General features: G+C 68.1%; 19 protein-coding genes and 1 pseudogene. 9 read left to right on the top strand and 11 right to left on the bottom strand.

Annotated elements, in window-relative coordinates; all coding sequences use genetic code 11:
- The first annotated feature begins 281 nt into the window (after positions 1–281).
- From KPB06_RS30970 to KPB06_RS30960, 3 genes and pseudogenes are all read left to right on the top strand, one after another.
- Positions 282–719 (top strand): hypothetical protein, encoded by a 438-nt coding sequence (locus tag KPB06_RS30970; protein ID WP_059584599.1) that lies wholly within the window; start codon positions 282–284, stop codon positions 717–719.
- A 1,028-nt stretch (positions 720–1,747) separates the two neighbouring features.
- Positions 1,748–2,686: a LysR family transcriptional regulator gene (locus tag KPB06_RS30965; RefSeq protein WP_059584601.1), complete on the top strand. Its 939-nt coding sequence runs from the start codon at positions 1,748–1,750 to the stop codon at positions 2,684–2,686.
- Between the two features lie 306 nt (positions 2,687–2,992).
- Positions 2,993–3,190, top strand: a pseudogene (locus KPB06_RS30960) (LuxR C-terminal-related transcriptional regulator); the annotation flags it as partial.
- A gap of 41 nt (positions 3,191–3,231) precedes the next feature.
- Here KPB06_RS30960 and KPB06_RS30955 read toward each other — a convergent pair.
- Entirely contained in the window at positions 3,232–3,672 is a 441-nt protein-coding gene (locus tag KPB06_RS30955; RefSeq protein ID WP_060011819.1) for an acyl-CoA thioesterase, read from the bottom strand.
- 207 nt (positions 3,673–3,879) lie between these two features.
- On the opposite strand from KPB06_RS30955, the gene KPB06_RS30950 reads away from it, so the two are divergent.
- From KPB06_RS30950 to KPB06_RS30930, 5 genes are read left to right on the top strand one after another with little or no spacing between them, the layout of a single operon-like run.
- A complete protein-coding gene (locus KPB06_RS30950) occupies positions 3,880–4,986 on the top strand; it encodes a 3-deoxy-7-phosphoheptulonate synthase (protein ID WP_063896793.1) in 1,107 nt (368 codons plus the stop codon).
- A gap of 15 nt (positions 4,987–5,001) precedes the next feature.
- Complete coding sequence (locus tag KPB06_RS30945; RefSeq protein WP_275905743.1) at positions 5,002–6,261, top strand: aromatic ring-hydroxylating oxygenase subunit alpha; 1,260 nt, start codon at positions 5,002–5,004, stop codon at positions 6,259–6,261.
- Positions 6,262–6,789, top strand: coding sequence for an aromatic-ring-hydroxylating dioxygenase subunit beta (locus KPB06_RS30940; RefSeq protein ID WP_059584605.1), 528 nt, complete (start codon positions 6,262–6,264; stop codon positions 6,787–6,789).
- 14 nt (positions 6,790–6,803) lie between these two features.
- Positions 6,804–7,160, top strand: a complete 357-nt coding sequence (locus tag KPB06_RS30935; RefSeq protein WP_059585100.1) for a non-heme iron oxygenase ferredoxin subunit — start codon at positions 6,804–6,806, stop codon at positions 7,158–7,160.
- Positions 7,157–7,468, top strand: a complete 312-nt coding sequence (locus tag KPB06_RS30930; RefSeq protein ID WP_059584607.1) for a DUF1330 domain-containing protein — start codon at positions 7,157–7,159, stop codon at positions 7,466–7,468. Before KPB06_RS30935 ends, KPB06_RS30930 begins: the two co-directional genes overlap by 4 nt.
- A gap of 214 nt (positions 7,469–7,682) precedes the next feature.
- Here the strand turns inward: KPB06_RS30930 and KPB06_RS30925 are convergent, their stop codons facing one another.
- The 10 genes from KPB06_RS30925 to gntB form a co-directional block, all read right to left on the bottom strand.
- On the bottom strand, positions 7,683–9,221 hold the full coding sequence (locus KPB06_RS30925; protein WP_059639816.1) for a DHA2 family efflux MFS transporter permease subunit: 1,539 nt from the start codon (positions 9,219–9,221) through the stop codon (positions 7,683–7,685).
- 2 nt (positions 9,222–9,223) lie between these two features.
- On the bottom strand, positions 9,224–10,423 hold the full coding sequence (locus KPB06_RS30920; protein WP_059584610.1) for an HlyD/EmrA/EmrK family protein: 1,200 nt from the start codon (positions 10,421–10,423) through the stop codon (positions 9,224–9,226).
- A complete protein-coding gene (locus tag KPB06_RS30915) occupies positions 10,420–11,865 on the bottom strand; it encodes an efflux transporter outer membrane subunit (protein WP_060011812.1) in 1,446 nt (481 codons plus the stop codon). The genes KPB06_RS30920 and KPB06_RS30915 overlap by 4 nt, the downstream gene beginning before the upstream one ends.
- Before the next feature lie 163 nt (positions 11,866–12,028).
- Positions 12,029–12,553 (bottom strand): shikimate kinase, encoded by a 525-nt coding sequence (locus KPB06_RS30910; RefSeq protein WP_230971923.1) that lies wholly within the window; start codon positions 12,551–12,553, stop codon positions 12,029–12,031.
- The gene (locus KPB06_RS30905) at positions 12,550–13,221 is read right to left on the bottom strand and encodes a hypothetical protein (protein ID WP_060011809.1); all 672 of its coding nucleotides are present in this window, start codon (positions 13,219–13,221) and stop codon (positions 12,550–12,552) included. The genes KPB06_RS30910 and KPB06_RS30905 overlap by 4 nt, the downstream gene beginning before the upstream one ends.
- A complete protein-coding gene (gene pheA, locus KPB06_RS30900) occupies positions 13,218–14,360 on the bottom strand; it encodes a prephenate dehydratase (RefSeq protein ID WP_104012607.1) in 1,143 nt (380 codons plus the stop codon). The genes KPB06_RS30905 and pheA overlap by 4 nt, the downstream gene beginning before the upstream one ends.
- Positions 14,357–15,376: an NAD(P)H-dependent flavin oxidoreductase gene (locus KPB06_RS30895; protein WP_081075380.1), complete on the bottom strand. Its 1,020-nt coding sequence runs from the start codon at positions 15,374–15,376 to the stop codon at positions 14,357–14,359. The genes pheA and KPB06_RS30895 overlap by 4 nt, the downstream gene beginning before the upstream one ends.
- A 17-nt stretch (positions 15,377–15,393) precedes the next feature.
- A complete protein-coding gene (locus tag KPB06_RS30890) occupies positions 15,394–15,798 on the bottom strand; it encodes a thioesterase family protein (protein WP_059584619.1) in 405 nt (134 codons plus the stop codon).
- Positions 15,799–15,833: 35 nt separating this feature from the next.
- Positions 15,834–16,982, bottom strand: a complete 1,149-nt coding sequence (locus tag KPB06_RS30885) for an acyl-CoA dehydrogenase family protein (protein WP_059584621.1) — start codon at positions 16,980–16,982, stop codon at positions 15,834–15,836.
- Between the two features lie 530 nt (positions 16,983–17,512).
- Positions 17,513–18,520 (bottom strand): guanitoxin biosynthesis L-arginine gamma (S) hydroxylase, encoded by a 1,008-nt coding sequence (gntB, locus tag KPB06_RS30880; RefSeq protein WP_060011805.1) that lies wholly within the window; start codon positions 18,518–18,520, stop codon positions 17,513–17,515.
- A gap of 218 nt (positions 18,521–18,738) precedes the next feature.
- Here gntB and KPB06_RS30875 point away from each other — a divergent pair, with 218 nt between their 5' ends.
- Positions 18,739–22,752: an amino acid adenylation domain-containing protein gene (locus KPB06_RS30875; protein WP_099317931.1), complete on the top strand. Its 4,014-nt coding sequence runs from the start codon at positions 18,739–18,741 to the stop codon at positions 22,750–22,752.
- Positions 22,753–22,804 lie beyond the last annotated feature (52 nt).

The raw sequence follows: 22,804 nt of genomic DNA, 5'->3' as shown, positions 1-22,804 counted from the left end.
GAGGTGGCTGGGCTCGCCAGCCGGAAGCGGGCAGGCGCGGCGGACGCACGATGGTAATGCAGGATCGTGGGCGCGGGAAGGACCGACGCGGCGGGAGAGGCCGGGGCTGCGATACGAAGCGTCCGTCGCGTCGTGGCAGGGGGCGAACGTGCCGACGGGATGCGCCGTCGCGGCGATCCCGGTCAGAAAAAACACCCGATTTAACGCTTCATTACGATGGGCTTAGCGGAAAGGTGCTAGATTCGCGCACCGATATCTCATCAAGCGGAAGGGGCAAAAAAATGCTGAAGAAATTGGCCGGGATGGCAGTGGTGGTCGGTGCGACTGCGGTGGCGTCGCTGCCTGCCGTGGCAGGCGACACGAATAACGCACTGGGCGGCGCGCTGGGTGGCGTCGCCGGCGCGGCGGTCGGCAACGCGGTCGGCGGGAGCACGGGGGCGATCATCGGCGGGGCCGTGGGCGGTGGCGCAGGCGGTGCGGTGACGTCGAACAAGCGGGAACGCACGGGCGCGGTCGTCGGCGGCGCTCTGGGCGGCGGCGCCGGCGCCGCTGCGGGCAACGCGATGGGCGGCACGGCCGGCAGCCTCGTCGGCGCTGCCGTGGGCGGCGGCGCAGGTGCGGCGCTGGGCGGCCACGTGTCGCGCAACAACTCGCGTTCCAGCGATCATTACCACGGCAACAAGCACAAGAACAAAAAGCGCCACAAGCACGACGACTGACCGGCGGTTCGCCCGCGAGCGGCGATGGGTCGAGCGCACATCGTCGCGCCGTCGTTTCGCACGTCCGCCGGCAAGCGCCGATGGCGCCGGGTGGCCCGGCAAGCCTCCGTGATCGCCGAGCATGAATCGCGACGGACGCCGGGTAATCCGGCGTCGACGAATTTCATGAGGATTCCTGTTGTTTGCGGCGCGGGCGAGGCCACAGCGGAATCGTTCACCCTGGGGCGGACGGTTCGCGGGAGAGCGCACGGGCAAGCTGCAGCAGCGAGGTATGGGCGAGTGCAGCGCCGATTGCATGCGCGGCCGGACCGAGCAGATTGAAGCGCGGTTTTGACAACGGTGGACATTCCAGCCGGGCGAGTCGGACGAAACATCACCGAACTCCGGTGAAATGCCGATCGAGTCGCAAAACGGGCGCGGCGGACACTCCAGCCGGTTTTCTCGAATCGCCGGAAGATTTTCGCAAAATCGGTTGATCGGGATTTGTTTCGTGAAACGTATGCGAGCCAAGACGGAATATTGTCGAGAAAGTCAATAGAAGAGTCTAAAAGTTCTGTTATTCGATCGCGATGAGCGGACCGTGCGGTGCTTTGCGCGCACGCCGTGCCGGCCGGCCGCGCAGCGCCTGTCAAGGCTCGCGCGGGCTCCGCCGAGGCAGGCCTTGCTTCACCGGCCTGCTTGCGTGCGCGATGCGCGGCGCGACGCAATCGAATCGGTTTTGTTTTATTGTTCATTCGCGTTCATCGTTTCATTTAAACCTGATACGCATCGTGTCGGGTTGCGATTTATTGCAACGCGGTGCACAATCGTTCACAAGTGCAATAAATCCGCAGCGGATTTTTCTCAGCGGCACGAATACTCCCCGCCATTCACTGCCCGCCATTTCGGCGGACGCACGATCGTGCGTCGGGCTCGGCGGCGCGACTGCCGATTTCCGGTCTATCGCGAATCACGGAGCACATACGCCCGAGGCACGATGCCGCTGGCCCATCGGCCGGCCGGTCCCGACAGTACAGCAAGAGCGCAACATGGCGACTTCCATCGACCTCAATCTTCTCGTCGTTCTGGACGCGTTGTTGTCCGAGAACAGCGTCGTGGGCGCGGCCAACGCGCTCGGCCTCAGTCCGTCCGCACTCAGCCGGTCGCTCGCGCGACTGCGGGTGATGACGGGCGATCCGTTGCTGGTGCGGGCCGGGCGCGATCTCGTGCCGACGCCGCGTGCGCTCGAGTTGCGCGACAGGGTGCATGCGCTCGTCGTGGAGGCGCATTCGGTCATGTGCCCGTGCGAGCGGGTCGACATGCGTACGCTCAAGCGCACGTTCTCGATTCGCGCGAACGAGGCCTTCGTCGAGACCTTCGCGCCGGCGCTGCTCGAACACGCGTCGCGCGTCGCGCCCGACGTGCGGCTGCGCTTCGCGCCGAAACCCAACAAGCATGTCGATGCGCTGCGCAACGGCGACATCGATCTCGAAGTCGGCGTGATCGGCCAGGCCGGCCCGGAACTGCGCGTGCAGGCGCTGTTTCGCGACCGCTTCATCGGCGTGGTCCGCGCGGATCATCCGCTGGCGACCGGCGAAATCACGCCGCAACGCTTCGCGTCGTTCCCGCAAGTGGGCGTGTCGCGCCGCGGGCAGTTCAACGGCCCGATCGATACGCTGCTCGATTCCCTCGGCATCGTGCGCTCGGTGACCACCGTCGTGTCGAGCTTCCCGACCGCGCTGTCGCTCGCGCGCAGCTCGGACTTCGTCGCCAGCGTGCCGGAGCGGCAGACCGAGCGGTCCCGCGCCGGCATGTACAGCTTCACGCTGCCGTTGCCGATCGCGGACCTGACCGTCTCGCAGATCTGGCACCCGCGTTTCGATCGCGACCCCGCGCATCGCTGGCTGCGCGATTGCGTGCGCAGTATCTGCGCGCCGCGCGTGGCCGATGCGATCGCGCCCGCCAGTCGTGCGGCCGTTTCGATATGACGTGTCGTGCAACTCTGGTGGCGTGCGTCAACGTCATTGATACATTGCGTCTCGTGCATCTTCCGAAGCGTAAATCGATTCGGTATGCTCGATTCCATTGTGACAACACCGGAGATAATGGGTGGGAAGATCGTTGCTTTTGAATTCGCCGAATATTCGTGACGCCTTTAAATAATAAACATCCAATCCGAGGGGCATGTGAATCGAGATGAGCGGCGGAAATGAATCTGAAACATTGGCGTCTTATTCTGGATGGAGAAACGAATGATTCAGTGTGCGGCGAATATAGAGGCTCCCGTGGATGTCGCGTTGAGCATGCGCGAATGCGAGGTATTGCGATGGGCGGCGGAGGGGAAGACCGCGTATGAGATCGGCATCATTCTCGGCCTGACCGAGCGGACGATCAATTTCCACATCTCGAGATCGATCGTCAAGCTCAACGCGTCCAACAAGACCAATGCGGTCGTGAAAGCCGTGTTGATGGGCCTGATCGTGTTTGCTTGAACGGCGCCGGGGTGTCCGTCCGTGGACCCCCGGCTGCGGCATCAGATCGCGCCCTGGAACGACAGCACGCGCGTCCTGAACTCTTCCGGCACCGGCACCGTGGTCTTGCTGCCGTAGTCGAACATCACGTGCGTGGATACGGCCCGCGCAACCACTGCATGATCGTCGGCCGAATCGTCGGCGTCCGCCTGCCCGTCGCGCACCATCAGGTATTCCAGTTCGAAGCTCTTCGATCCGAAGCGCGTGACGCTGCTGCGGACCGTGATCGTATCGCCGTACTGCGCGGGCTTCAGATATTCGCACGAGGTCTTGACCATGATGTGCGGCAGCTTTTCCGAATAGGGCAGCTCGAGCAGATCGTGCATGTAGGTCAGGTACGCGTGCTGCAGATAGTCGTAATAGACGGGGCTGCTCACATGGCCCATCGCGTCCGTTTCCCGATACTTCACGTCGATTCGCGTTTCAAAATATTTTCTTGTCATTACGAGGCTCCTTGGCAGAACAGCAGGTGAGAACATGTTTTGTCAGGAGTTAAGTTAGACGTGATCCGCATATCGGAATACTGTCGGAAATCACAGATATCCACCATGTGAAATGCTTCTGAGATAAATGACAGTATCACCGGGGATTTGACCGCGCTCTAATTGCCTCCGTAAATCGGCATCCGATCAGCGAGAGTGGAGCGTTAAATGGAAAAACCCGTTGAGGCAGCGTTGACGCAAGGCGTGGCGGTGATCAGTGCGCAGCGGTTGCGCACCGAGTTGCCGTGCGATCCCGGCCTGGCACGGTCGATCGGCGATGCGCGGCGCGCATTGGCGCGCATCATCGCGGGCGAGGACGACCGGCTTGCGCTGATCGTCGGCCCGTGTTCGATCCACGATGCGGACGCCGCGCTGGCGTTCGCGCGCCGGCTCGCGCCACTGCGCGAGCGGTACGCCGATGTACTCGAGATCGTGATGCGCGTCTATTTCGAAAAGCCGCGCACCACGGTCGGCTGGAAAGGGCTCGTGAACGACCCGTATCTCGACGGCAGCTTCCGGATCGAGGACGGCTTGCGCGTCGCGCGCAAGGTGCTGCTCGGCATCAATGCGCTGGGCTTGCCGGCCGCGACCGAATTTCTCGATCCGATGACCGCGCCGTATCTCGACGACCTCGTGTCCTGGGGCGCGATCGGCGCGCGGACGACCGAATCGCAGATCCATCGCCAGGCGGCCTCGGGGCTCGACCTGCCGATCGGCTTCAAGAACGGCACCGACGGCAACGTGAAGGTCGCGATCGACGCGATCCGCGCGTCGCGCGTGTCGCACAGTTACCTGAGGCCCTCCGTTTCCGGCAGCGTGGAAATCGCGACCACGTCCGGCAATCCCGACACGCATATCGTCCTGCGCGGCGGCAAGACCCCGAACTACGACGCCGCCAGCGTCGCGGCCGCCTGCGCCGCGCTGCGCGACGCGCATCTTCCCCCGTACGTCGTGATCGACGCGAGCCATGGCAACAGCGGCAAGCAGACCCGCGCGCAGATCGACGTCTGCGGCAACCTCGCCGCGCAACTGCATCGCGGCGAACGCGCGATCGTGGGCGTCATGATCGAGTCGTTTCTCGTCGAGGGGCGGCAGGACCTGGTGCCGGGCACGCCGCCGGTGTTCGGCCAAAGCATTACCGACGCATGTCTCGGCTGGGATCACACGGCCGAACTCATCGAGCAGTTGGCTGCCGCGGCGGTTGCGCGGCGGCGTTCGCCAGCCGGCTTCATCGCGCACGGTGCCGCCGTCGCGAGGCAGGCCGTTTCTTACTGAATGAAAGGAGCTCTCTTGAACTCACCCATCGACATCGCCCGCGCGCTCGACTGGAAAGGCGACGGCGCCGGCCGCACGCCATACGAGGCGTATACGAGTGAAGCGCTGTACCAGCGGGAACTCGAGCGCCTGTTCTATGCGAATCACTGGTGCTACATCGGCCTCGAAGCCGAAGTGCCGTCTCCCGGCGATTTCCAGCGCACGGAAGTCGGCGAGCGATCCGTCGTGATGACGCGCACGGAGGATGGCGAGATCGTCGTCTTCGAAAACGCGTGCGCGCACCGCGGCATGCAGTTCTGCCGCGAGCGCTCGGGCAAGGCGAAGGATTTCCACTGCCCGTATCACCAGTGGAACTACGACCTGAAGGGTAACCTGATCGGCGTGCCGTTCCGGCGCGGCGTGCGTCAGGGCGGCACGATCAACGGCGGCATGCCGGCGGATTTCGAGCCGGGCAAGCATGCGCTGCGGCGCCTGCGCGTGTCGACGCGCGGCGGCGCCGTGTTCGCGTCGTTCGACGAGAACGTCGAATCGTTCGAGGATTTCCTCGGCCCGCGCATCCTGCCTTACTACGACCGCCTGTTCCACGGCCCGAAGCTGACCGTGCTCGGCTATACGCGGCAGCGCGTGCCGAGCAACTGGAAGCTGATGGTCGAGAACATCAAGGATCCGTATCACGCGGGGCTGCTGCACACCTGGTTCGTCAACTTCGGCCTGTGGCGCGCGGACAATCCCGCCCGGCTCGTGACCGATGCGCATCACCGGCACGGCGCGATGGTGTCGATCCGCAGCGGCGGCGGCGGCGGAGAAGTGACCCACAACGTGACGAGCTTCAAGGAACGCATGACGCTGCACGACGACCGCTTCCTCGACGTCGTGCACGAACCGTGGTGGGGCGATCCGACCGTCGTGATGCTCACGCTGATGCCGAGCGTCATCATCCAGCAGCAGGTCAATGCGCTGTCGACGCGGCGCATCCGGCCGATCGGCCCGGGCGTGTTCGACTACGTGTGGACGCATTTCGGTTTCGAGACCGACACCGAGGAGATGACGCGGCGCCGCCTGCGCCAGGCCAATCTGTTCGGGCCGGCCGGCTTCGTGTCGGCGGACGACGGCGAGGTCATCGAATGCGTGCAGCAGAGCTTCGAGCAGATCCAGCACGGCAACGTTTACAACGAGCTCGGCGGCCGGCAGATCGACGAGCAGACCGAACACATGGTCAGCGAAACGCTGGTGCGCGGCATGTACCAGTACTGGCGCCAAGTGATGGAGGCCTGAATGAGCACGATCACGACAAGAACGGCCCGGCCGGCCGCCGAGCCGCACGCGGGCGGCGCGACCTTCGAGGATTTCTATTCGCTCGTCCAGCTCAACGCGAGATATGCGGCCGTGCTCGACGGCGGCGACTGGGACGCGTGGCCGGAATTCTTCATCGAGCAATGCCGGTACACGGTGGTGCCGCGCGAGAACCACGAGCGCAACCTGCCGCTGGCGGTGATGGATTTCGAAAGCAAGGGCATGCTGAAGGATCGCGTCTACGGGATCAAGGAGACGCTGTTCTTCGATCCGTACTATCAGCGCCACGTGATCGGGCTGCCGCTCGTCACGTATCTCGACGACACGGTGATCGAGGCGGAGACGAACTACGCGGTGCTGCGCACGAAGACCGAGCAGATGAGCGACGTGTACAACACCGGGCGCTACCTGGACCGCATCCTGCGTACGCCGCACGGGCTGCGTTTCGAGTCGCGCATCTGCGTCTACGACAGCGAGATGATTCCGAACTCGCTGATTTACCCGATCTGAACGAGGTGCCGAACGTGACTACGGAATGGATCGATGCAGTCGCGCCGGAAACGGTGCGCGCCGACGGAATACTCGGCGTCTGGGTGGGCGGCCGCGACATCGCGCTGTATGCGGTCGGCGACGAGATCTTCGCGACCGAGAACCAGTGCACGCATGGCGACGCGCGATTGAGCGACGGCTTCCTGCTCGACGACGAGATCGAATGCCCGCTGCACCAGGGGCGCTTCAGCGTGCGGACCGGCATGGCGCTGTGCGCGCCGCTGACGACGTGCGTGCACACCTACCCGGTGAAGATCGAGAACGGCCGCGTGTTCGTGCAGCTCGCGCCGGCCGACGCGGCGGCGCCGGCGCCCGCGGAGGCGCGATCATGAGCGCGTACGTGATATTCGACATCGACGTGCACGACGTCGACGCTTACCAGGCGTACCGCCGGCTCGGCGCGCCGACGGTGGCCGAGTACGGCGGGCGCTTCCTCGTGCGCGGCGCCGAAGTCGAGACGCTGGAAGGAGACTGGGCGCCCAAGCGCGTCGTCGTGCTCGAATTCGAGTCGGCGGAGCGCGCCCGCGAGTGGTATCGGTCGGAGGGTTATCAGGCAGCCAAGCGCCTGCGCGAGCCGGCCGCGCGGACGATCGGCATCCTCGCCGACGGCTACGTGCCGGCGCCCAGCGACCCGCGTTGATCCGCGTTAAGCGGCGCAGTTGAAGGGGCTGCGCGCCGTGTCGATCGGCGCGCAGCCCCTTTTTTCATTCGCGGTGCCGTCGAGCGCGGCCCGCCAGGCCGATTCACCGATGACGGCGATGCGGTCCGGCAGGGGCTTGCGCCGCCCGCCGCCCGGTTAGCCGGTCAGTCGCTCCTGCCGGGCGAGACGGCTTCCGGATGTTTTCCGTCGCGCGTCACGCGTGGCGGGAGCGGATCGACCAGACCGCCAGCAGCGTCGCGCCGAACAGCAGCAGGCAGCCGAACGAGAAATCGTTCAGCGCGAGCATGTGCGCTTCGACGTCGATCGCATGCGAGACCGACGCGAGTGCGCCGGACGGCGACAGCCCCGCGTGATCGAGCCGCGCGAACCAGTCGGCGGACGCGAAATCGTACGGCGTGATGTGGTCGACGAGATAGGTGTTGTGCACGCGGGAACGACGCTCGAAGTAGGTCGGCGCGACCGAGGTCGCGACGCTCGTGCCGATCCGGCGCAGCGCGTTCTGCAGCCCGGATGCCGCGGGCAGCCGCTCGCGGGGCAGCCCGGCGAGCGAAAGCGACACGAGCGGCGTGATGAAGAACGCGGTGGCGGCGCCCATCAGCAGCGAATTGGCGGCGATGTCGCCGAGGGTCACGTCGCTGTTGAAATGCATGCGCCAGAACGACGCGGCGCCCCAGCCGACGAGCGCGACGGTCGCGAGCAGGCGCGGATCGGTGCGGCCCTGGAAGCGGCCGAGCAGCGGCGCGATCACGATCCCCGCGACGCCGAGCGGCGCGGTGGCGATGCCGGCCCAGGTGGCCGTGTATCCCTGCTGGGTCTGCAGCCACAGCGGCACGAGCACCAGCGCGCCGAAGTAGAGCCCGAAGCCGACCGTGATCGCGAGCGTGCTCGTCGTGAAGTTGCGGTCCGCGAACAGCCGCAAGTCGACGATCGGATGGTCGTCGGTCAGCTCCCAGAGGACCAGCGCGACGAACGACGCGATGCCCACGACCGCCAGCATGCGAATTTCGTCGGAGGCGAACCAGTCGAGGTTCTGGCCGCGATCGAGCAGCAACTGGAACGACCCGAACGCGGCGGTGAGCAGCAGCAGCCCGACGACGTCGACCGGCAGCCGCCGCGTCGCGTTGTCGCGCCCCTTCAGCAGCCGTGCGAGCACGCCGAGCACGAGCACGCCCGGCGGCACGTTCACGTAGAAGATGTACGGCCAGCTCAGGTTGTCGGTGATCCAGCCGCCGGCGATCGGCCCGAGCACCGGCGCGACGAACGTCGTGGTCTGCCACACGGCCAGCGCGACGTGGCGGCGCGTCGACGGGAACACCGCCATCAGCAGCGCCTGCGACAGCGCGGTGATCGGGCCCGACGCGGCGCCCTGCAGCGCGCGAAACACCAGCAGCGACTCGAAGTTCGGCGCCATCCCGCACAGGATCGACGTGACCACGAACAGCAGCACCGACACGCGGAACAGCCGCACCTGGCCGAAGCGCTGCGTGAGCCAGCCGGTGAGCGGCAGCGTGATCGCGAGCGGCGTCGCGAACGAGGTCAGCATCCACGTGCCCATGTCCGGTGCGACGCCGAGATCGCCCGCGATGGTCGGGACGGCGACGTTCGCGATCGTCAGGTCGAGCGTCTGCATGAAATTCGCGACGCTGACCGCGATCGCGACGAGCGCCAGCGGCATGCCGGCGAGCGGCTCCAGCGGCAGTTTCGGCGCCGCGTTCCTGGAGAAGAAGCGCATCGTCAGGCTCCCGGCGCGAGCGGACGGGCGCCGCTGTTCGCGCGAATCGTCTCGGCGACGAGCGCGTCGCCCGCTTCGTCATCCTCACGATAGATCGACGTGGCGTCGATCGACCGGCGCGCTTCGGGCGCACGGGCGGGCGGCGACGCCGACGCGGTGCCGGGGCCGCGATCGACCGGCACCGAGGCCGTCATCGACAGGCCGATACGCAGCGGGTGCGCGCGCAGCTCGGCGGGATCGAGCGCGATCCGGACCGGCACGCGCTGGACGACCTTGATCCAGTTGCCGGTCGCGTTCTGCGCGGGCACGGCCGCGAAGGCGGCGCCGGTGCCGGCTTCGAGCCCGACGACGCGCCCGTGGAACACCACGTCGCTGCCGTACAGGTCCGAGAACAGCTCGACCGGCTGCCCGGCGCGCATGCCGCGCAGTTGCGATTCCTTGAAGTTGGCCTCGACCCACACGTGATCGAGCGGCACGAGCGCCAGCGACGGCGTGCCGGGCGACACGTGCTGGCCGACCTGCACGACCCGGCGCGTGACGAGCCCGCCGAGCGGCGCGTGTATTTCGGTGCGGCGCAGCGCGAGCGCCGCGCTGCGAACGCGGGCGGCCGCCGCGCGCACGAGCGGATTCGTGTCGATCGACGTGCCGTCGGTGCGCGCGAGCGTCGCGTCGTAGGCGGCCTGCTGCGCGTTCAGCGCGGCTGCCGCGCCGTCCATCGCGTCGCGTGCATGGCGAAGATCCTCGCGCGACACGCCACCGTCTTGCGCGAGGCTCAGCCGGCGCTGCAGGTCGTCGTTCGCCTTGGCCCATTCGGTGCGCCGCACCCGGATCTGCGCTTCCTCGCGCACCACGTCCGCATGCGCGGTGCGGTATTGGCGCACCGCGTGCGCGAGTTGCGCGACCGCTTCGTCCAGCGCGAGCCGCGCATCGGTCTTGTCGACGCTGAACAGCAGGTCGCCGGGCCGGACCCAGTCGGCGTTCTGCACGCGCACGGCGTCGACGGTGCCGCCGATCTGCGGCGAGATCTGGACGACGTCGCCGGACACGTACGCATCGTCGGTCGTCTCGGTGCCGCGCGTGGTGGCCCACGCGGCGGCGGCGAGGCCGGCCGCGCCGGCGAGCGCGATGAAGAACCAGCGGAAGTAGCGCCGGCGCGCGCGTTGCAGCGAGGGCTCGGCGGCGGGGGATTCGGGACGGTTCATTGTGCGACTCCAGTGGAAGTGGCGCCGCCGAGCGCGGCGATCAGGCGGGCGTGCTCGATCGCGAACGACGCGTCCGCACGGGCGACCGATGCGCGATCCTCGAGCAGCCGGCCTTCGGCGAGCAGGACGTCGAGGTAGCCGGAAATGCCTTTCCGGTAGCGCTGCGTTTCGATGGTGTAGGTCCGTTGCGCGCGCGCCAGCGCCTCGCGCTGAAGCGCCCGCTGCCGGCCGAGCGTGTCGATCTGGACGAGGGTGTCGCTGACCTGCGCGAGCGCGTTGACGACCGTGTCGTCGTACGTCGCGACGGCGGCGTTGTAGGCGGCGGTTTGCGCGCGCAGGCCGGCGCGCAGGCGCCCGCCCTCGAAAATCGGCAGCGTGATCGCGGGGCCCGCGCCGAGGGTGCCGCTGTTGCCGTGGAACAGCGCGCGGAACCCGAAGCTCTGCACGCCGGCGAAGGCCAGCAGATTGACATCCGGATAGAACGCGGCGCGCGCGGCGTCGATGTTCGCCGCTTCGGCTTCGACCCGGTAGCGCGCGGCCAGGACATCCGGCCGGCGGCCGATCAGCGCGGCGGGCAGGACGGCCGGCATCGGCAACGCCGCCGCCGGCGGCGCGGCGGGCGTCAGCGCGTCGGCGTAACCGGGCCCCCGACCGACGAGCGCGGCGAGCCGGTGGCGCAGCCGGGCCGAGGCAGCCGCATGCGTGTCGATGTCGGCCTGCGCGTGCGGAATGGGTTCGCTCGCCCTGAGCACGGCCACCTGCATGTCGAGGCCGGCGTCGGCGCGCTGCGACGTGAGGCGCAGCAGATAGCTGTGCTGCTGCAGCGTATCGCGCGCGATCGCGAGCAGTTGCTGTTCGAGCGCGAGCTGCAGGTACGTTTCGACGATCGCCGCCTGCAGCGACACGGCGGCCGCATGCTCGAGCGCGCGCTGCTGATCCGCGCGCAGCGCGGCGGCGCGCGCCAGCGCGTGCTGCCGGCCGGCGATGTCGAGATCCCACGACGCGCCGAGGAGCGCCTGCGCGTCGACCTGCCAGTGTCCGGCCGCGGGCGGCGGCGTCCGATAGCTGCCCGGCAGGCGAGTCGGCACCGCGCTCGCCGTCGCGCCGAGCTGCGGTAGCAGCGCGGCGTTTTCGACGTCGGCGTCGGCCAGTGCCTGCGCGACACGTTCGCGCTGCGCCTGCAGCGTCGGTGCGCCGGCCAGCGCATCGTCGACGAGGCGATCCAGCTGCGCGTCGCCGAACGCGGTCCACCAGCGTTCGGCGATCGTCGGCGAGCCGGCGCCGGCGGAGCGAATCGCGGCGCCCGCGTCGAGTTGCTCGACGGGCGTGATCCGCGCCGCCGGGCGTTGCGGGCCGAACGGGGCGCAGCCGGCGATCGCGAGCGCGGCGAGCGCGGGAATCAGGCGGCGCGCGCCGCACGCTCGGTCGATGAGTAGGGGCATGGTCGATTTCCTGTCGCGTGAAGGCGAACGGTCTGTATCTAAAAATATATCTTTAGATATTATTCGACGGTCGGCAACTGGTAGAAATGGCAGTCGGCCACACCGGCCGCACCGGCGGCTGGCATCGTCGAAAAGCGGAAGGGGAAGGACAGAGGCGCGCGGGTTACGCGATGGCGAGTGCGTCGAGCGCGGCCGCGAGCGTTTGTGCGACGGACTGGCCGGAGGTATCGATGCGGCAGTGCGCGCACGCGCGGTACAGCGATTCGCGCGTGTCGTGCAGCACGGCGAGCGCCGCGCGCGGGTCGGCGACGTTCAGCAGCGGGCGGGACGCGTCGCCGCGCGTGCGGTGCCACAGGGTGTCGAGATCGCTCGCGAGATGGATCACGAAACAGCGCTGGCCGAGCCGGGCGCGCGTGTCGTCGCGCAGCACGGCGCCGCCGCCGGTCGCGAGCACGAGCGCCGGCCCGCGGGTCAGCGCGTCGATGACGTCGGCTTCGCGTGCGCGGAAGTCGCCCGCATGGAATTGCGCGGCGACGGGCGCGCCGAAGCGGCGTTCGAGTTCGCGGTCAGCGTCGACGAACGGCAGCGCGAGTGCGCGGGCCAGTGCGCTGCCGACGGTCGTCTTGCCGGCACCGGGCATGCCGACGAGCGCGATGCGCATCGGGCCGGCTTGCGGGCGCGGGCTCACAGGCGGCTCCGAAGCGACGGCGCGCGGCGGGTCACGGCGGCGATGCGCTGCATCCGGACGTAGTTGGCGAGCGGGTCCAGCGCATCGGTGACGAAGGTGTGAGGCGCGCCCGGAGCCGTGTCCAGCGCAATGCCGGCGATGACGAGCGTGCCGTCGCACAGTGCGTCGGCGAGCGCGCCGATTCGCGCGCCGAGTGCCGGCGACGCCACGCCGAGATCCGCAACGACGCGGCGTGAGCGCGGCCAGTCGACCGGCTCGGCCGGGCGTACCGGCCAGCGCGCCAGGAGGCCGCCGGGCAGCGGCGTCGCGGCCCGTGCGGCGGACGTCTCGAGCACTCGCCAGGTCAGCGGCGCCGCGGGCAGGCATGCGCGCCAGCGGCCATAGGCGGTCGCCAGGCTGTCGCCGATCGCCACCGCGGGAAGCCGGAGGCGCTCGCAGCGCCGCAGCAGGCACGCGGTGCCGGCGGCGTCGGGTGTGCCGCGCACGAACGGCAGCAGCTCCAGTTCGTCGTCGTATTCGGCGCGCAACGCGCGCAGCCATCGCCCGGCGGCGAGCGACAGGCAGTCCGCCGCGGCGATGCCGCACAGCACGAGCAGGCGATCGTCGCGACCGTCGCGAATCGCGAGCAGCCGGGCGGCGACGCGGGACGAAGCGGGCGCCGTCGTCATGATGCGGCCGGGCCGTCGGCGTGCCGGTCGGGACAACCCGCGGCTCGCGGATAGGCGCCGAGAACGCGCAGCTCGGACGCGGCGAGCGCCATCTCGTCGAGCGCCGCGCGCACGTTCGGATCGAGCAGGTGCCCGCCGAAATCGATGCAGTACCGATACGCATGGCCGGCGCCGCGTGCCGGGCGCACGCCGACCCACAGCAGCGGGGCGCGGTGTCGGGCGAGCGCGTCGAATACGCGCGCGAGCGCGTCGGGCGCATCGGTCGGCCGCAGCACGATGCTCGTGCGGTCGTGGCCGGTCGGCGCGGGCGCCTGGCCACCGACGATCACGAAGCGCGTGTGGTTGTCCGGGTGATCCTGGATCGCGCTGGCAACGATTCGCAGTCCGTAAAGCGCGGCCGCGGGCTCACCGGCGATCGCCGCGCAGTCATACAGGTGCGCCGCCTCGCGCGCGGCCACCGCGTTGCTGGACACCGGGATGCGGCGCAGGCCGGGCGCATGCGCGTCGAGCCACTCGCGGCATTGCGCGAGCGCCTGCGGATGGCCGACCACGCTGTCGACGCCGGCGAGCGATCCGCTGGCGCTCAGCAGGCAGTGCGCGACCGGCAGTTCGATCTCGCCCGTGACGCTCGCCGCCTGCGCGATCAGCAGGTCGAGCGTGCGGGTCACGGCGCCTTCGGACGAATTCTCGATCGGTACGACCGCGCATTCCGCGTCGCCGCGCGCGAGCGCGTCGAATACGGCGTCGATCGTCTCGTGCGCCTGCCCGCGGGCGAATTCGCCGAAATGACGCAGCATCGCGGTTTCGGTGTAGGTGCCCGACGGGCCGAGGAACGCGACGGACGGCAGCGCTTGCGCGTCACGGCTCGCGCTGAACAGCGTCTGCCAGATGGCGCGCAGGTCGCGGTCGCGCAGCCCCCACGGCGCGCGCGTGCACAGCTCGGCCACGATCGACGCTTCGCGGGCGGGCTGCCGCACCGCGAGCCCCGCATGCCGCTTGAGATGACCGATCTCGGTTGCGTGAGCGATGCGCTGGCCGATCAGTTCGAGAAGCTGGTCGTCGATCACGTCGATCCGCGCGCGGCGTCGTGCGATCGCATCGTCGACGGACGACGGCGCGGCAAGTTCGGTCGGCGTCATGGCGTGTCGATCCGTGAAGCGGGGGAAACGGCCGGCCGGTGCGCGGCGACGTGCGCCGCCGCGCCCGGCTGCATGCGTGCGACGGCGCGCGCGTATTCGGCCGCGAGGCGTTCGACGATGTCGGCCACGCTGAGCACCGCGTCCATCGCGCCGACGCCCTGGCCGGCCCCCCAGATGTCGCGCCACTGCTTCGCGCCGCCGTCCGGCGAGAAATCGAGCTGCGCGCCGTCGACCCGTGCGAGCCGGCGCGCGTCGAGCCCGGCCGCCTCGATGCTCTGGCGCAGGTAGTTGCCGTGGACGCCGGTGAATGCATCGGTGTAGACGATGTCGGCAGCGCTGGCTTCGACGATCGTGTCCTTGTAGCGCTGCACCACGTTGGCTTCGTGCGACGCCAGGAAGCGCGTGCCGATGTACGCGAAGTCGGCGCCGAGCGCGCGCGCGGCGGCGATCGCGTCGCCCGTCGCGATCGCGCCGGACAGTGCGATGAAGCCGTCGTAGAAGCGCCGCACTTCCGTGACCAGCGCGAACGGCGACAGCGTGCCGGCGTGGCCGCCCGCGCCCGCCGCGACGAGGACGAGGCCGTCGACGCCGGCTTCCAGCGCCTTCTGCGCATGTCGCACCGTCGTGACGTCGTGCAGCACGATCCCGCCATAGGCGTGGATCGCGTCGACGACGTCGCGCGACGGCGCGCGCAGGCTCGTGATCATCAGCGGCACGCGGCGCTCGATGCAGATGCGCAGATCCTGTTCGACGCGCGGATTCGACGGATGGCAGATATGGTTGACCGCGTACGGGCCGACCGGCGCATCGGGATCGGCCTCCCGGTACGCGCGCAGCGTGCCGTCGATCGTGTCGATCCAGTCGCCGAGCTGCGCGCTGAGCCGCGCGTTGAGCGCCGGAAATGCGCCGACGATCCCGCTCCTGCACTGGGCGAGCACCATCTCGGGATAGCTCGCGATCAGCATCGGAGACGCAATCACCGGCAGCCGGAGACCCTGCAGCGGAAGCGGAATCATGGTCAGGCTCCGGCTCGTCAGCGCACGAGCGCCGCGCTGTCGCGCCGCTCGTCCAGGCGGCGGTGGAAGCCGTCGCGGCTGACGGCGCAGCGCGTATGCACGCCTTCGCCGACGACGCCCACCGCGTCGCGCACCTCGACCCGGTACGTCATCATGCGGCCGTCGACCTCGATCAGTTCGGCGTCGACCGTCACCTCCCATTCGGGCGGCGTCGGCGCGAGATGCTTGATCTCGAAGTTGTAGCCGACCGTCATCTGCCCGGCCGGCAGCAGATGGTCGGTCGCCTGCATGCAGGTCTGTTCGATGAAGATGATCATGATCGGGCTCGCGAGCGCGTGCGCTTCGCCTCCCCATTGATCGGCGAGCGAAATCGTGTCGACGCGGTGAGTGGCGCGGGCGCGCAGGCCAGTCTGGATAGTCAAGGGCAGCTCCTGAAGGGGGATGGAAGGGTGAACGCTCACGCCGCGCGCGCCGTGGCGGCCGCGCGTCGTTGCATCTGGCTGAAGATGTTGCGGTAATGCATTTCCTCGGTGCCGCCGGCCGAGCCCATCGCCAGCGCGTCGGCGACGAAGGTGGCGAGCGGGCCGCGCCGGTAGCCGTCGCTGCCGTGAATCGCGAGCAGGTGCAGCGCGGCCTGCGCGAGATCGCGCGCGCCTGCGAGCTTCGCGATCGAACAGTTCGCGAGCGCCTCGGGACGTTGCCCGACGAGTTGATCGAGCGCCGCGCGCGCCGTCCAGCGCGTGCGTTCGATGCCGACCTGGACGTCCACCAGCCGGCGCTGCACGTGCTGATGGGCGTCCAGCGCGACGCCGAGCGTCTTGCGGCCGCTGGCATGCGCGAGCGCGTCGGCGAGAAACGGCTGGGTGACGTTCGCGCACAGCAGGCCGAACAGCGCGCGATTCATCGACGCGATGTCCATCAGCAGGCGCAGCCCGTCGCCGGGCGTGCCGAGCAGTTCGTCGGCGTCGACGCGCACGCCGGACAGCGCGAGATCGCCGATCGGAAGATCCGCGACGCCGAACGTCGCCTGCGGGGCGCTGCGCCGCACGCCCGCGCGTTCGGGATCGATCAGCACCAGCGCGGTGGCCGGCTTGCCGTCGCCGGTCAGCGTCGCGACGATCATCATCAGGCGCGCTTCGGGCGCGTGGCTGATGTTGTACTTGTGGCCGTCGAGCCGGTAGTGGTCGCCGTCGCGAACGAGGCACGTTTCGAGCGCGCGCACTTCGGTGCCGGTACCTTTCTCGGAGATCGCCGTGGCGCCGATGGCGCCGGACAGCAGCGACGGCAGATGCCGTGTGCGCTGCGCGTCGGAACCGTATGCGGCGATCGCGCGAATCAGCGTCGCCTGATTGGCGAGCGCCATTGCGAAGCCGACGGAGCGCAGCGCCGCGGCGACCGCTTCGAAGGCATCGACGAAGTCGTGCCACGTGCCGCCCGCGCCGCCGAGTTCGCGCGGTACCGGCAGGCGCCACAGTCCCGCGTCCGACAAGGCATCCCATGCGTCGCGATGGAAGGCGCCGCAAGGGGCGGAACGCGCATGGCGTTCGGCGATGTCCCGGTACGCGGCGGTCGTCGTGTGCTGTGCTTCGCTGTCGGTGAGAGTCATGTCGGGGCGCGGGCTTTGCAGGGATCGTGTCGCCAATCTAATGAAAAGCGCCCGGACGAGAAACTGTCAGTTATTGCACTTCGATACGGCGCGCAGCGGGGAGTGAAGCGAGCGTGATCGGCGAGGCGATGGGCGCGGCGGAGCGCGATTGCCGGAGGGGATCTTGACGCGCGTCGCGTACATCGGCGCTCGCGGATGGTCTCTTTGTTTTGAAACGCCCGCCGGGCACCGGAGGGCCGACCTCGCGCAGGCCGACGTGATGCGCCGCCGGCGGGCGTACATGGTCGATCCGATACTCGCGGCGCGAGCCGCTCGCCGAGCGTGCGGTACCGACACGGCACCGTGTTCGTGCCGCATCGCGACTGAAATCGCGTGCCAGGTGCCCGACGGACTTCTCGACTAACGACGCTGCCGCGCGCGCAAACCACGACGGGATCGCATGCGTGCCGCCATGATCGGTCGATCCTGTCGGCAGGACCGCGTGGACATGGCCGCGGCGATGCGGGCGACGAGGACGATTACACGTACGCTCATGAGTTCGACTGCGGTGCGTGAGACGGGGTGGCCGGTGCCTTGTAGCCTTCGAGGATCTGTTCCATTACCGACAGCGGGTGGCTTCCGCGCGACACGATTCCGCCGGTGCGGGCGTTGGCGCGCGCATAGTGTTCGTCCCGCATCAGGATTCGGTGGGCCGCAGGCAGGTTCCAGTACGGGATGGCCGCGAGAAGATGATGCGTGAGGTGTAGATTGTCGCCATGCATGCCGATGAACCAGCGTTCCCACCATGACGGAAATCGGTTGCGGGTCATCAGCAATTCGTCGGTTTCCCTGCCGAACAGGCCGAAGTGCTCGGATACCTCGGATAGCCACCCGATGACCTGGAACGACGTCAGGTACGGAATCAGCCAGAAGAGCAGGTACCCTGCGGGGTTCGTGGCAATGCCAAGGACTGCGAACAGGAAGGCATGGACCAGGATCAGCTTTATCGCGCCACGCCGCGATTTGAGCAGCGACGCAACGCGATGACGGACGAGGTAGTTGGCGTAGCTGAACACGTTCAGCAACATCAGGGTACGAAGCACGTGGCCGAAGCAGAACTCGAATCGATCCTCGGCGCGCTGAAGGCCCGAGTCGATATAGTAGATGTAGTCCGGATCGCGCGTCGGATCGCCGAGAAACCGGTGATGCGACATGACGTGAGACTGGCGATACGATTCGAAATCCTGAAAAACCGGGAGACCGGAAAGATATTCGCCGATGAAACGATTCAAGCGGCCATTGCGTGCGAGTGTCAGATGCGCCGCTTCGTGCAATAGCGACGCGAGTGCGCGCTGGCGGGATCCGACGATCAGCACGGTCAGCGGATACGCGTACGGCGTCAGCCTTGTCATCCAGATCGCGCCGGCGATCGTCGCAAGGTCGCCCATCCAGCCCAGTAGCCCGCGCCAGTTGTTCTTCCGGTACAGCGGGTCGAGATCGGCCTTGAGTACGGCGTCTATCCGGAACTTCCTCAACACGCCCGTATTCTGTTCGCGCATATCGATTCCTTGCCTGTTTTGAAATGCGAACCAAGTTATACGAACGTGTTTTGCACAGCATCTGTGAAATTTCGCTGTGGAAATTGACAGTGAAATTTCGCAGGTTGTGAGACGGCCATGTCCCGTGTTCTTCTTCCATTGTGATTCGGACTTTCAGGCATGTCGATCGAGTACGGTCGCATGCCAATTTTCAGCAACGAGAAAACAAGGGAGTGGTCGTGAGCAAACATTTCGATGAGACGGGCAATGTCCTTGATCGGTTGAGCGAATCCGCCGGCCGCAGCTACCCGGCGGGAACGGAGGCGCGGCTGTCGATGTCGCAGGAGCAGGCGTGGTTTCTCGAGATGCTGGTGCCGGACAGCATCGCGTACAACTTCCAGGCGGTCCTCAACCTGCGCGGCGCTCTCGACATCGGCGCGCTCGAGCGTGCGCTCGGGCGGCTCGTTCAGCGCCATCAGAGCCTGTCGACGGTATTCGTCGAGCACGACGGCGAGCCGGTGCAGCGCATCGAACCCGCATGGCCCGTCACGGTGCCAGTCGTCGACATGTCGAAGACGGCCGAGCACGCGCGCGACGCGTACATCGAATCGCTGATCAGGGTAGAAACGGGCGCCAAGATCGACGTCGGCACGCTGCCGCTGGTGCGCTGGGTTCTGTTCAAGCGCAGCGAGCATGATCATGCGCTGCTGCACATCGAGCACCACCTGATTCACGATGGCTGGTCGTTTCGTTTGTTCCTGCGCGAATTGAGTCACTTCTACAACGCGGAGCGTGGCAGGCAGGACCTTGCGCCGCTCGAGCCGGTCATTCAGTTCATCGACTATTGCGAGTTCGAACGTGCGTGGCTCGAATCGACGGCCGGCCTCGCGGGACGCGCGTACTGGCGGGAACGCCTGCGGACATGGTCCCCTTACGGCCATTCGCCGTTCCCGCGCGCCGGCGCGCCGGTCGCGAATCTCGATTTCGTTGGCAGTTCGGTATCGGTGCCGTTCCCCGCCGCGCTGGCCACGCGCCTGAAGCATTACGCGGCGCAGCGCAAGGCAACGCTGTTCGAGACGATGTTCTCGGTGTTTGCATCCGTGGTTGCCGCGCGCTCGGGCAATACACGCCAGATCGTCGGCACGGCCGTCGCTAATCGAGACGTCCAGGGGATTCAGAACACGATCGGCATGCTCGTGAACATGCTGCCGGTATGCGTCGAGCTGTCGCCCGACATGCAATGGCCTGCCCTGATCGACCGCGTGAAGGACGAGATCCGCGCCGGATGTTCGCATTCGCACGTGCCGTTCTCGAGCATGGTCGCCGATCTTCAGCCCGAACGCGCGACGAATCTGCTGCCGTACATTCAGGTCGCGTTCAGTTTCCATAATTCGATGACGCGCAAGCTCAAATTCGACGGGCTGGACGTCGACATTCTCGAAGGGCTCAGCAATGGTTCGGCCAAGTTCGATCTGAACGTGATAGTCGTGTTCGACGACGAGACGCGCCCCGAAGCCGGTGGGCGCTTCATGCTCGAATACTCGACGTCCGCGGCGGCCGAGGCGGATGTGCTCGCGCTGATGAATGCGTTCTTCGCGACCGCGAATGCCTGGCTCGACGATCCCGATCGCCGTCTCGGCGCGCTTGCGGGCGCGCCGGCCGGTGGCGCGGACGATGCGCAGCCCGTGGCCGGCGACGCGGACGTCGCGTTCTGGCGCGCGCAACTCGACACGGAGGTGGGCGAGCTGATCGCGGATGCACCCGCCGGGACGCCGCCCGTCGAGTTCTACACCGGGCGGCAGGACCCGGCCAGCGGCGCCGAGTCGCTCATGCAGTTGGACGCGGCATGCGACGCGAGCGGGATCGCGCCGGCCGCTGCGTCGCTCGCGCTGCATGCGGCGGCCCTCGCGCGCTTCAGCGGCAGTCTCGATGTCGTGATCGGGCTTGCATCGGACATCGACGGTCGCACACTGCCCGTGCCGCTGCCGGTCGCGCTGCACGTCGACCCGTCCGCCTCATTCGCCGAATTGTCCGGAATGGCCGGGCGCGCGTGGCGACAGGCAGTTGAGCGTCATGCACGCGCACCGCAGGCGTTGGATGTCGCGACGGCCGAATGGCGCGCGGGTACGGGCCATGCAACGGCGCCGGGCTTCCAGTCGACGTTCGCCGTGACGTACGACTCGCCCGCGTCGCACGCCGCGACGCAGGGCGGTCGCACCCGCATCGACGCGCTGCTGTGCGTTACGCCAGGCGGCACGACGCCGACCCCGGTTTATACCTCCGAAGGGTTGTCGGCGCAGACTGTCGCGTCGTTCGCGCGGGCGGTCGAACGGTTGGTCGATGCGGCCGCGCTGTCGCTCGACATGCGCATCGGCGCCGCCGACGCTGTGGGCGAGCCGGGCGAGATCGCCGCACTGCGCCGGCAGGCGGAAGGCGCGCGGCCGCCGTACCGGGAAGCGACGCTGCATGCGCTCGTCGAGCGCTGGGCGGCCGAACGGCCCGATGCGCCCGCGGTGCGGTGCGGCGAGTCCGTATGGACCTATGCGGAACTCGATGCGAAAGGAAGCGAGGTCGCTGCGCACCTGATCGCGTGCGGTGTGCGGCCTGGGGATGTGGTAGGCGTCAGCATGGCCCGCTCGCCCGCGCAGGTGGGTGCGCTGCTCGGCATCCTGAAAGCGGGGGCCTGCTATTTGTCGCTCGATGCGGCACTGCCCGCCGCGCGTCGCGACTGGCAGGTCAGTGCAGCCGGAGTCGCGCATGTGTTGGTCGACGCGGACGCGCCGCCGTTCGCAGACGGTGTCGCGACCCACTGCGTCGATCGCGTGCCGCTCGGATCGTACGCCGGGATCCGCGATGCCGGCAGGCCCGACGCAGGCATCGACGCGCCGTGCTACTACATGTTCACGTCCGGTTCGACCGGCGAGCCGAAGGCGACGCCGAGCCGCCATCGCGACGTGGTGAATTTCCTGACGAGCGACAGCTGCGTGAAGATCGGGCAGGACGACCGCGTGCTGATGTTCGCGCCGCTCGCGTTCGACGCGTCGACGTTCGAGATCTGGGGCGCGCTGCTCAACGGCGCGCAACTGATCGTGCAGCCTGGCACGCACGCGAGCCTCGAGGATCTTGCCGATACGCTCGTGTCGTCGCAGGCGAGCGTGATATGGCTCACTTCCGCGTTGTTCCAGGAGATGGTCGCGCAGCATCCGCAAGCGCTGCGGCACGCGCGGCAGGTGCTGACCGGCGGCGACGTCGTGTCGACCGACGCGATGCGCGGTTTCTTCGCGGCAGGCGGGCGGGCGCTCACGGTGTGCTACGGGCCGACCGAAGGCACCGTGTTCACGACGGCATATACGCTCGAACGCCCGGAGGATATCGATGCGCGCGCGCTGATCGGTCGGCCGATTTCGCATCGCGACCTGTACGTGATCGACGTGTTTGGCAATCTGGCCGCGCCAGGCGTGCCCGGTGAACTGTACGTGGGCGGCGGCGTGACGGACGGCTATCTGAAGCGGCCCGACCTGACGGCGCAACGCTTTGTCAGCCTGCCGTGGTTGAGTGGGCGCACGCTGTTCCGATCCGGCGACATCGGCCGCTGGACCGCCGAAGGTTGCGTCGAGTTCCTGGGCCGGCGCGACAGCCAGATCAAGATTCGCGGGTTTCGGATCGAGACGGGCGAAATCGAGCAGGCCATCCGGGCACTGGACGGCGTCGCCCAGTGCGCGGTGGTGGTGGCCGCGCAAGGGGCGGACAAGCGGATCGAGGCGTTCGTCACGGCCACGCGCGGCGCGACGCCCTCCGCGGCCGCGCTGCGCGACGCACTGGTCGATATCCTGCCCGACTACATGGTGCCCGCGCGCGTCCACGTCGTGGAGCGCCTGCCGATGACGGCCAGCGGCAAGCTGGACAAGCGCGCGCTGCGCGACGCACTCGCGCCCGTGGAAACGGACGCGGGCGCCCGGGAGGATGTGCGCCGCACCGCGCCGACCGGTGCGCTGGAAGAGGCGATTGCCGCGGTCTGGGCCGACGTGCTGAAACTCGACGTGATCGAGCGCGAGCAGGACTTCTTCTCGATCGGCGGCCACTCGCTCGCCGGCATGCGGATCGTATCGCGCCTCGGCAAGACGCTCGGCCGGCGCGTGTCGCTCGACACGCTGTTCCGCTTCCCGACGGTCGCGTCGTTCGCCGGCGCGCTGTCCGACAGCCCGGCCCACGCGACGCCGGCCGCCGCCGTGGCGGCCGGCCAGGCCGTCTGACCCGCGGCCGGCCCGGCCGAACCTTTCCCATCCTCGAAGCACCTCCGCGCGC

It is taken from the genome of Burkholderia semiarida (genome assembly GCF_029268935.1).
In the GTDB taxonomy this organism is placed as follows: Bacteria; Pseudomonadota; Gammaproteobacteria; order Burkholderiales; family Burkholderiaceae; genus Burkholderia; species Burkholderia semiarida.
Note: the sequence above shows the minus strand (reverse complement) of the source record. Positions and strands in the feature narration are given on the sequence as shown.

Coding starts and splice junctions, on each gene's coding strand:
- KPB06_RS30895 (WP_081075380.1), bottom strand. CDS start 15,376: ATGATTCCGCTTCCGCTGCAGGGTCTCCGGCTGCCGGTGATTGCGTCT.
- KPB06_RS30905 (WP_060011809.1), bottom strand. CDS start 13,221: ATGACGACGGCGCCCGCTTCGTCCCGCGTCGCCGCCCGGCTGCTCGCG.
- KPB06_RS30965 (WP_059584601.1), top strand. CDS start 1,748: ATGGCGACTTCCATCGACCTCAATCTTCTCGTCGTTCTGGACGCGTTG.
- KPB06_RS30950 (WP_063896793.1), top strand. CDS start 3,880: ATGGAAAAACCCGTTGAGGCAGCGTTGACGCAAGGCGTGGCGGTGATC.
- KPB06_RS30940 (WP_059584605.1), top strand. CDS start 6,262: ATGAGCACGATCACGACAAGAACGGCCCGGCCGGCCGCCGAGCCGCAC.
- KPB06_RS30915 (WP_060011812.1), bottom strand. CDS start 11,865: ATGCCCCTACTCATCGACCGAGCGTGCGGCGCGCGCCGCCTGATTCCC.
- KPB06_RS30970 (WP_059584599.1), top strand. CDS start 282: ATGCTGAAGAAATTGGCCGGGATGGCAGTGGTGGTCGGTGCGACTGCG.
- KPB06_RS30885 (WP_059584621.1), bottom strand. CDS start 16,982: ATGACTCTCACCGACAGCGAAGCACAGCACACGACGACCGCCGCGTAC.
- KPB06_RS30930 (WP_059584607.1), top strand. CDS start 7,157: ATGAGCGCGTACGTGATATTCGACATCGACGTGCACGACGTCGACGCT.
- KPB06_RS30920 (WP_059584610.1), bottom strand. CDS start 10,423: ATGAACCGTCCCGAATCCCCCGCCGCCGAGCCCTCGCTGCAACGCGCG.
- KPB06_RS30955 (WP_060011819.1), bottom strand. CDS start 3,672: ATGACAAGAAAATATTTTGAAACGCGAATCGACGTGAAGTATCGGGAA.
- gntB (WP_060011805.1), bottom strand. CDS start 18,520: ATGCGCGAACAGAATACGGGCGTGTTGAGGAAGTTCCGGATAGACGCC.
- pheA (WP_104012607.1), bottom strand. CDS start 14,360: ATGACGCCGACCGAACTTGCCGCGCCGTCGTCCGTCGACGATGCGATC.
- KPB06_RS30925 (WP_059639816.1), bottom strand. CDS start 9,221: ATGCGCTTCTTCTCCAGGAACGCGGCGCCGAAACTGCCGCTGGAGCCG.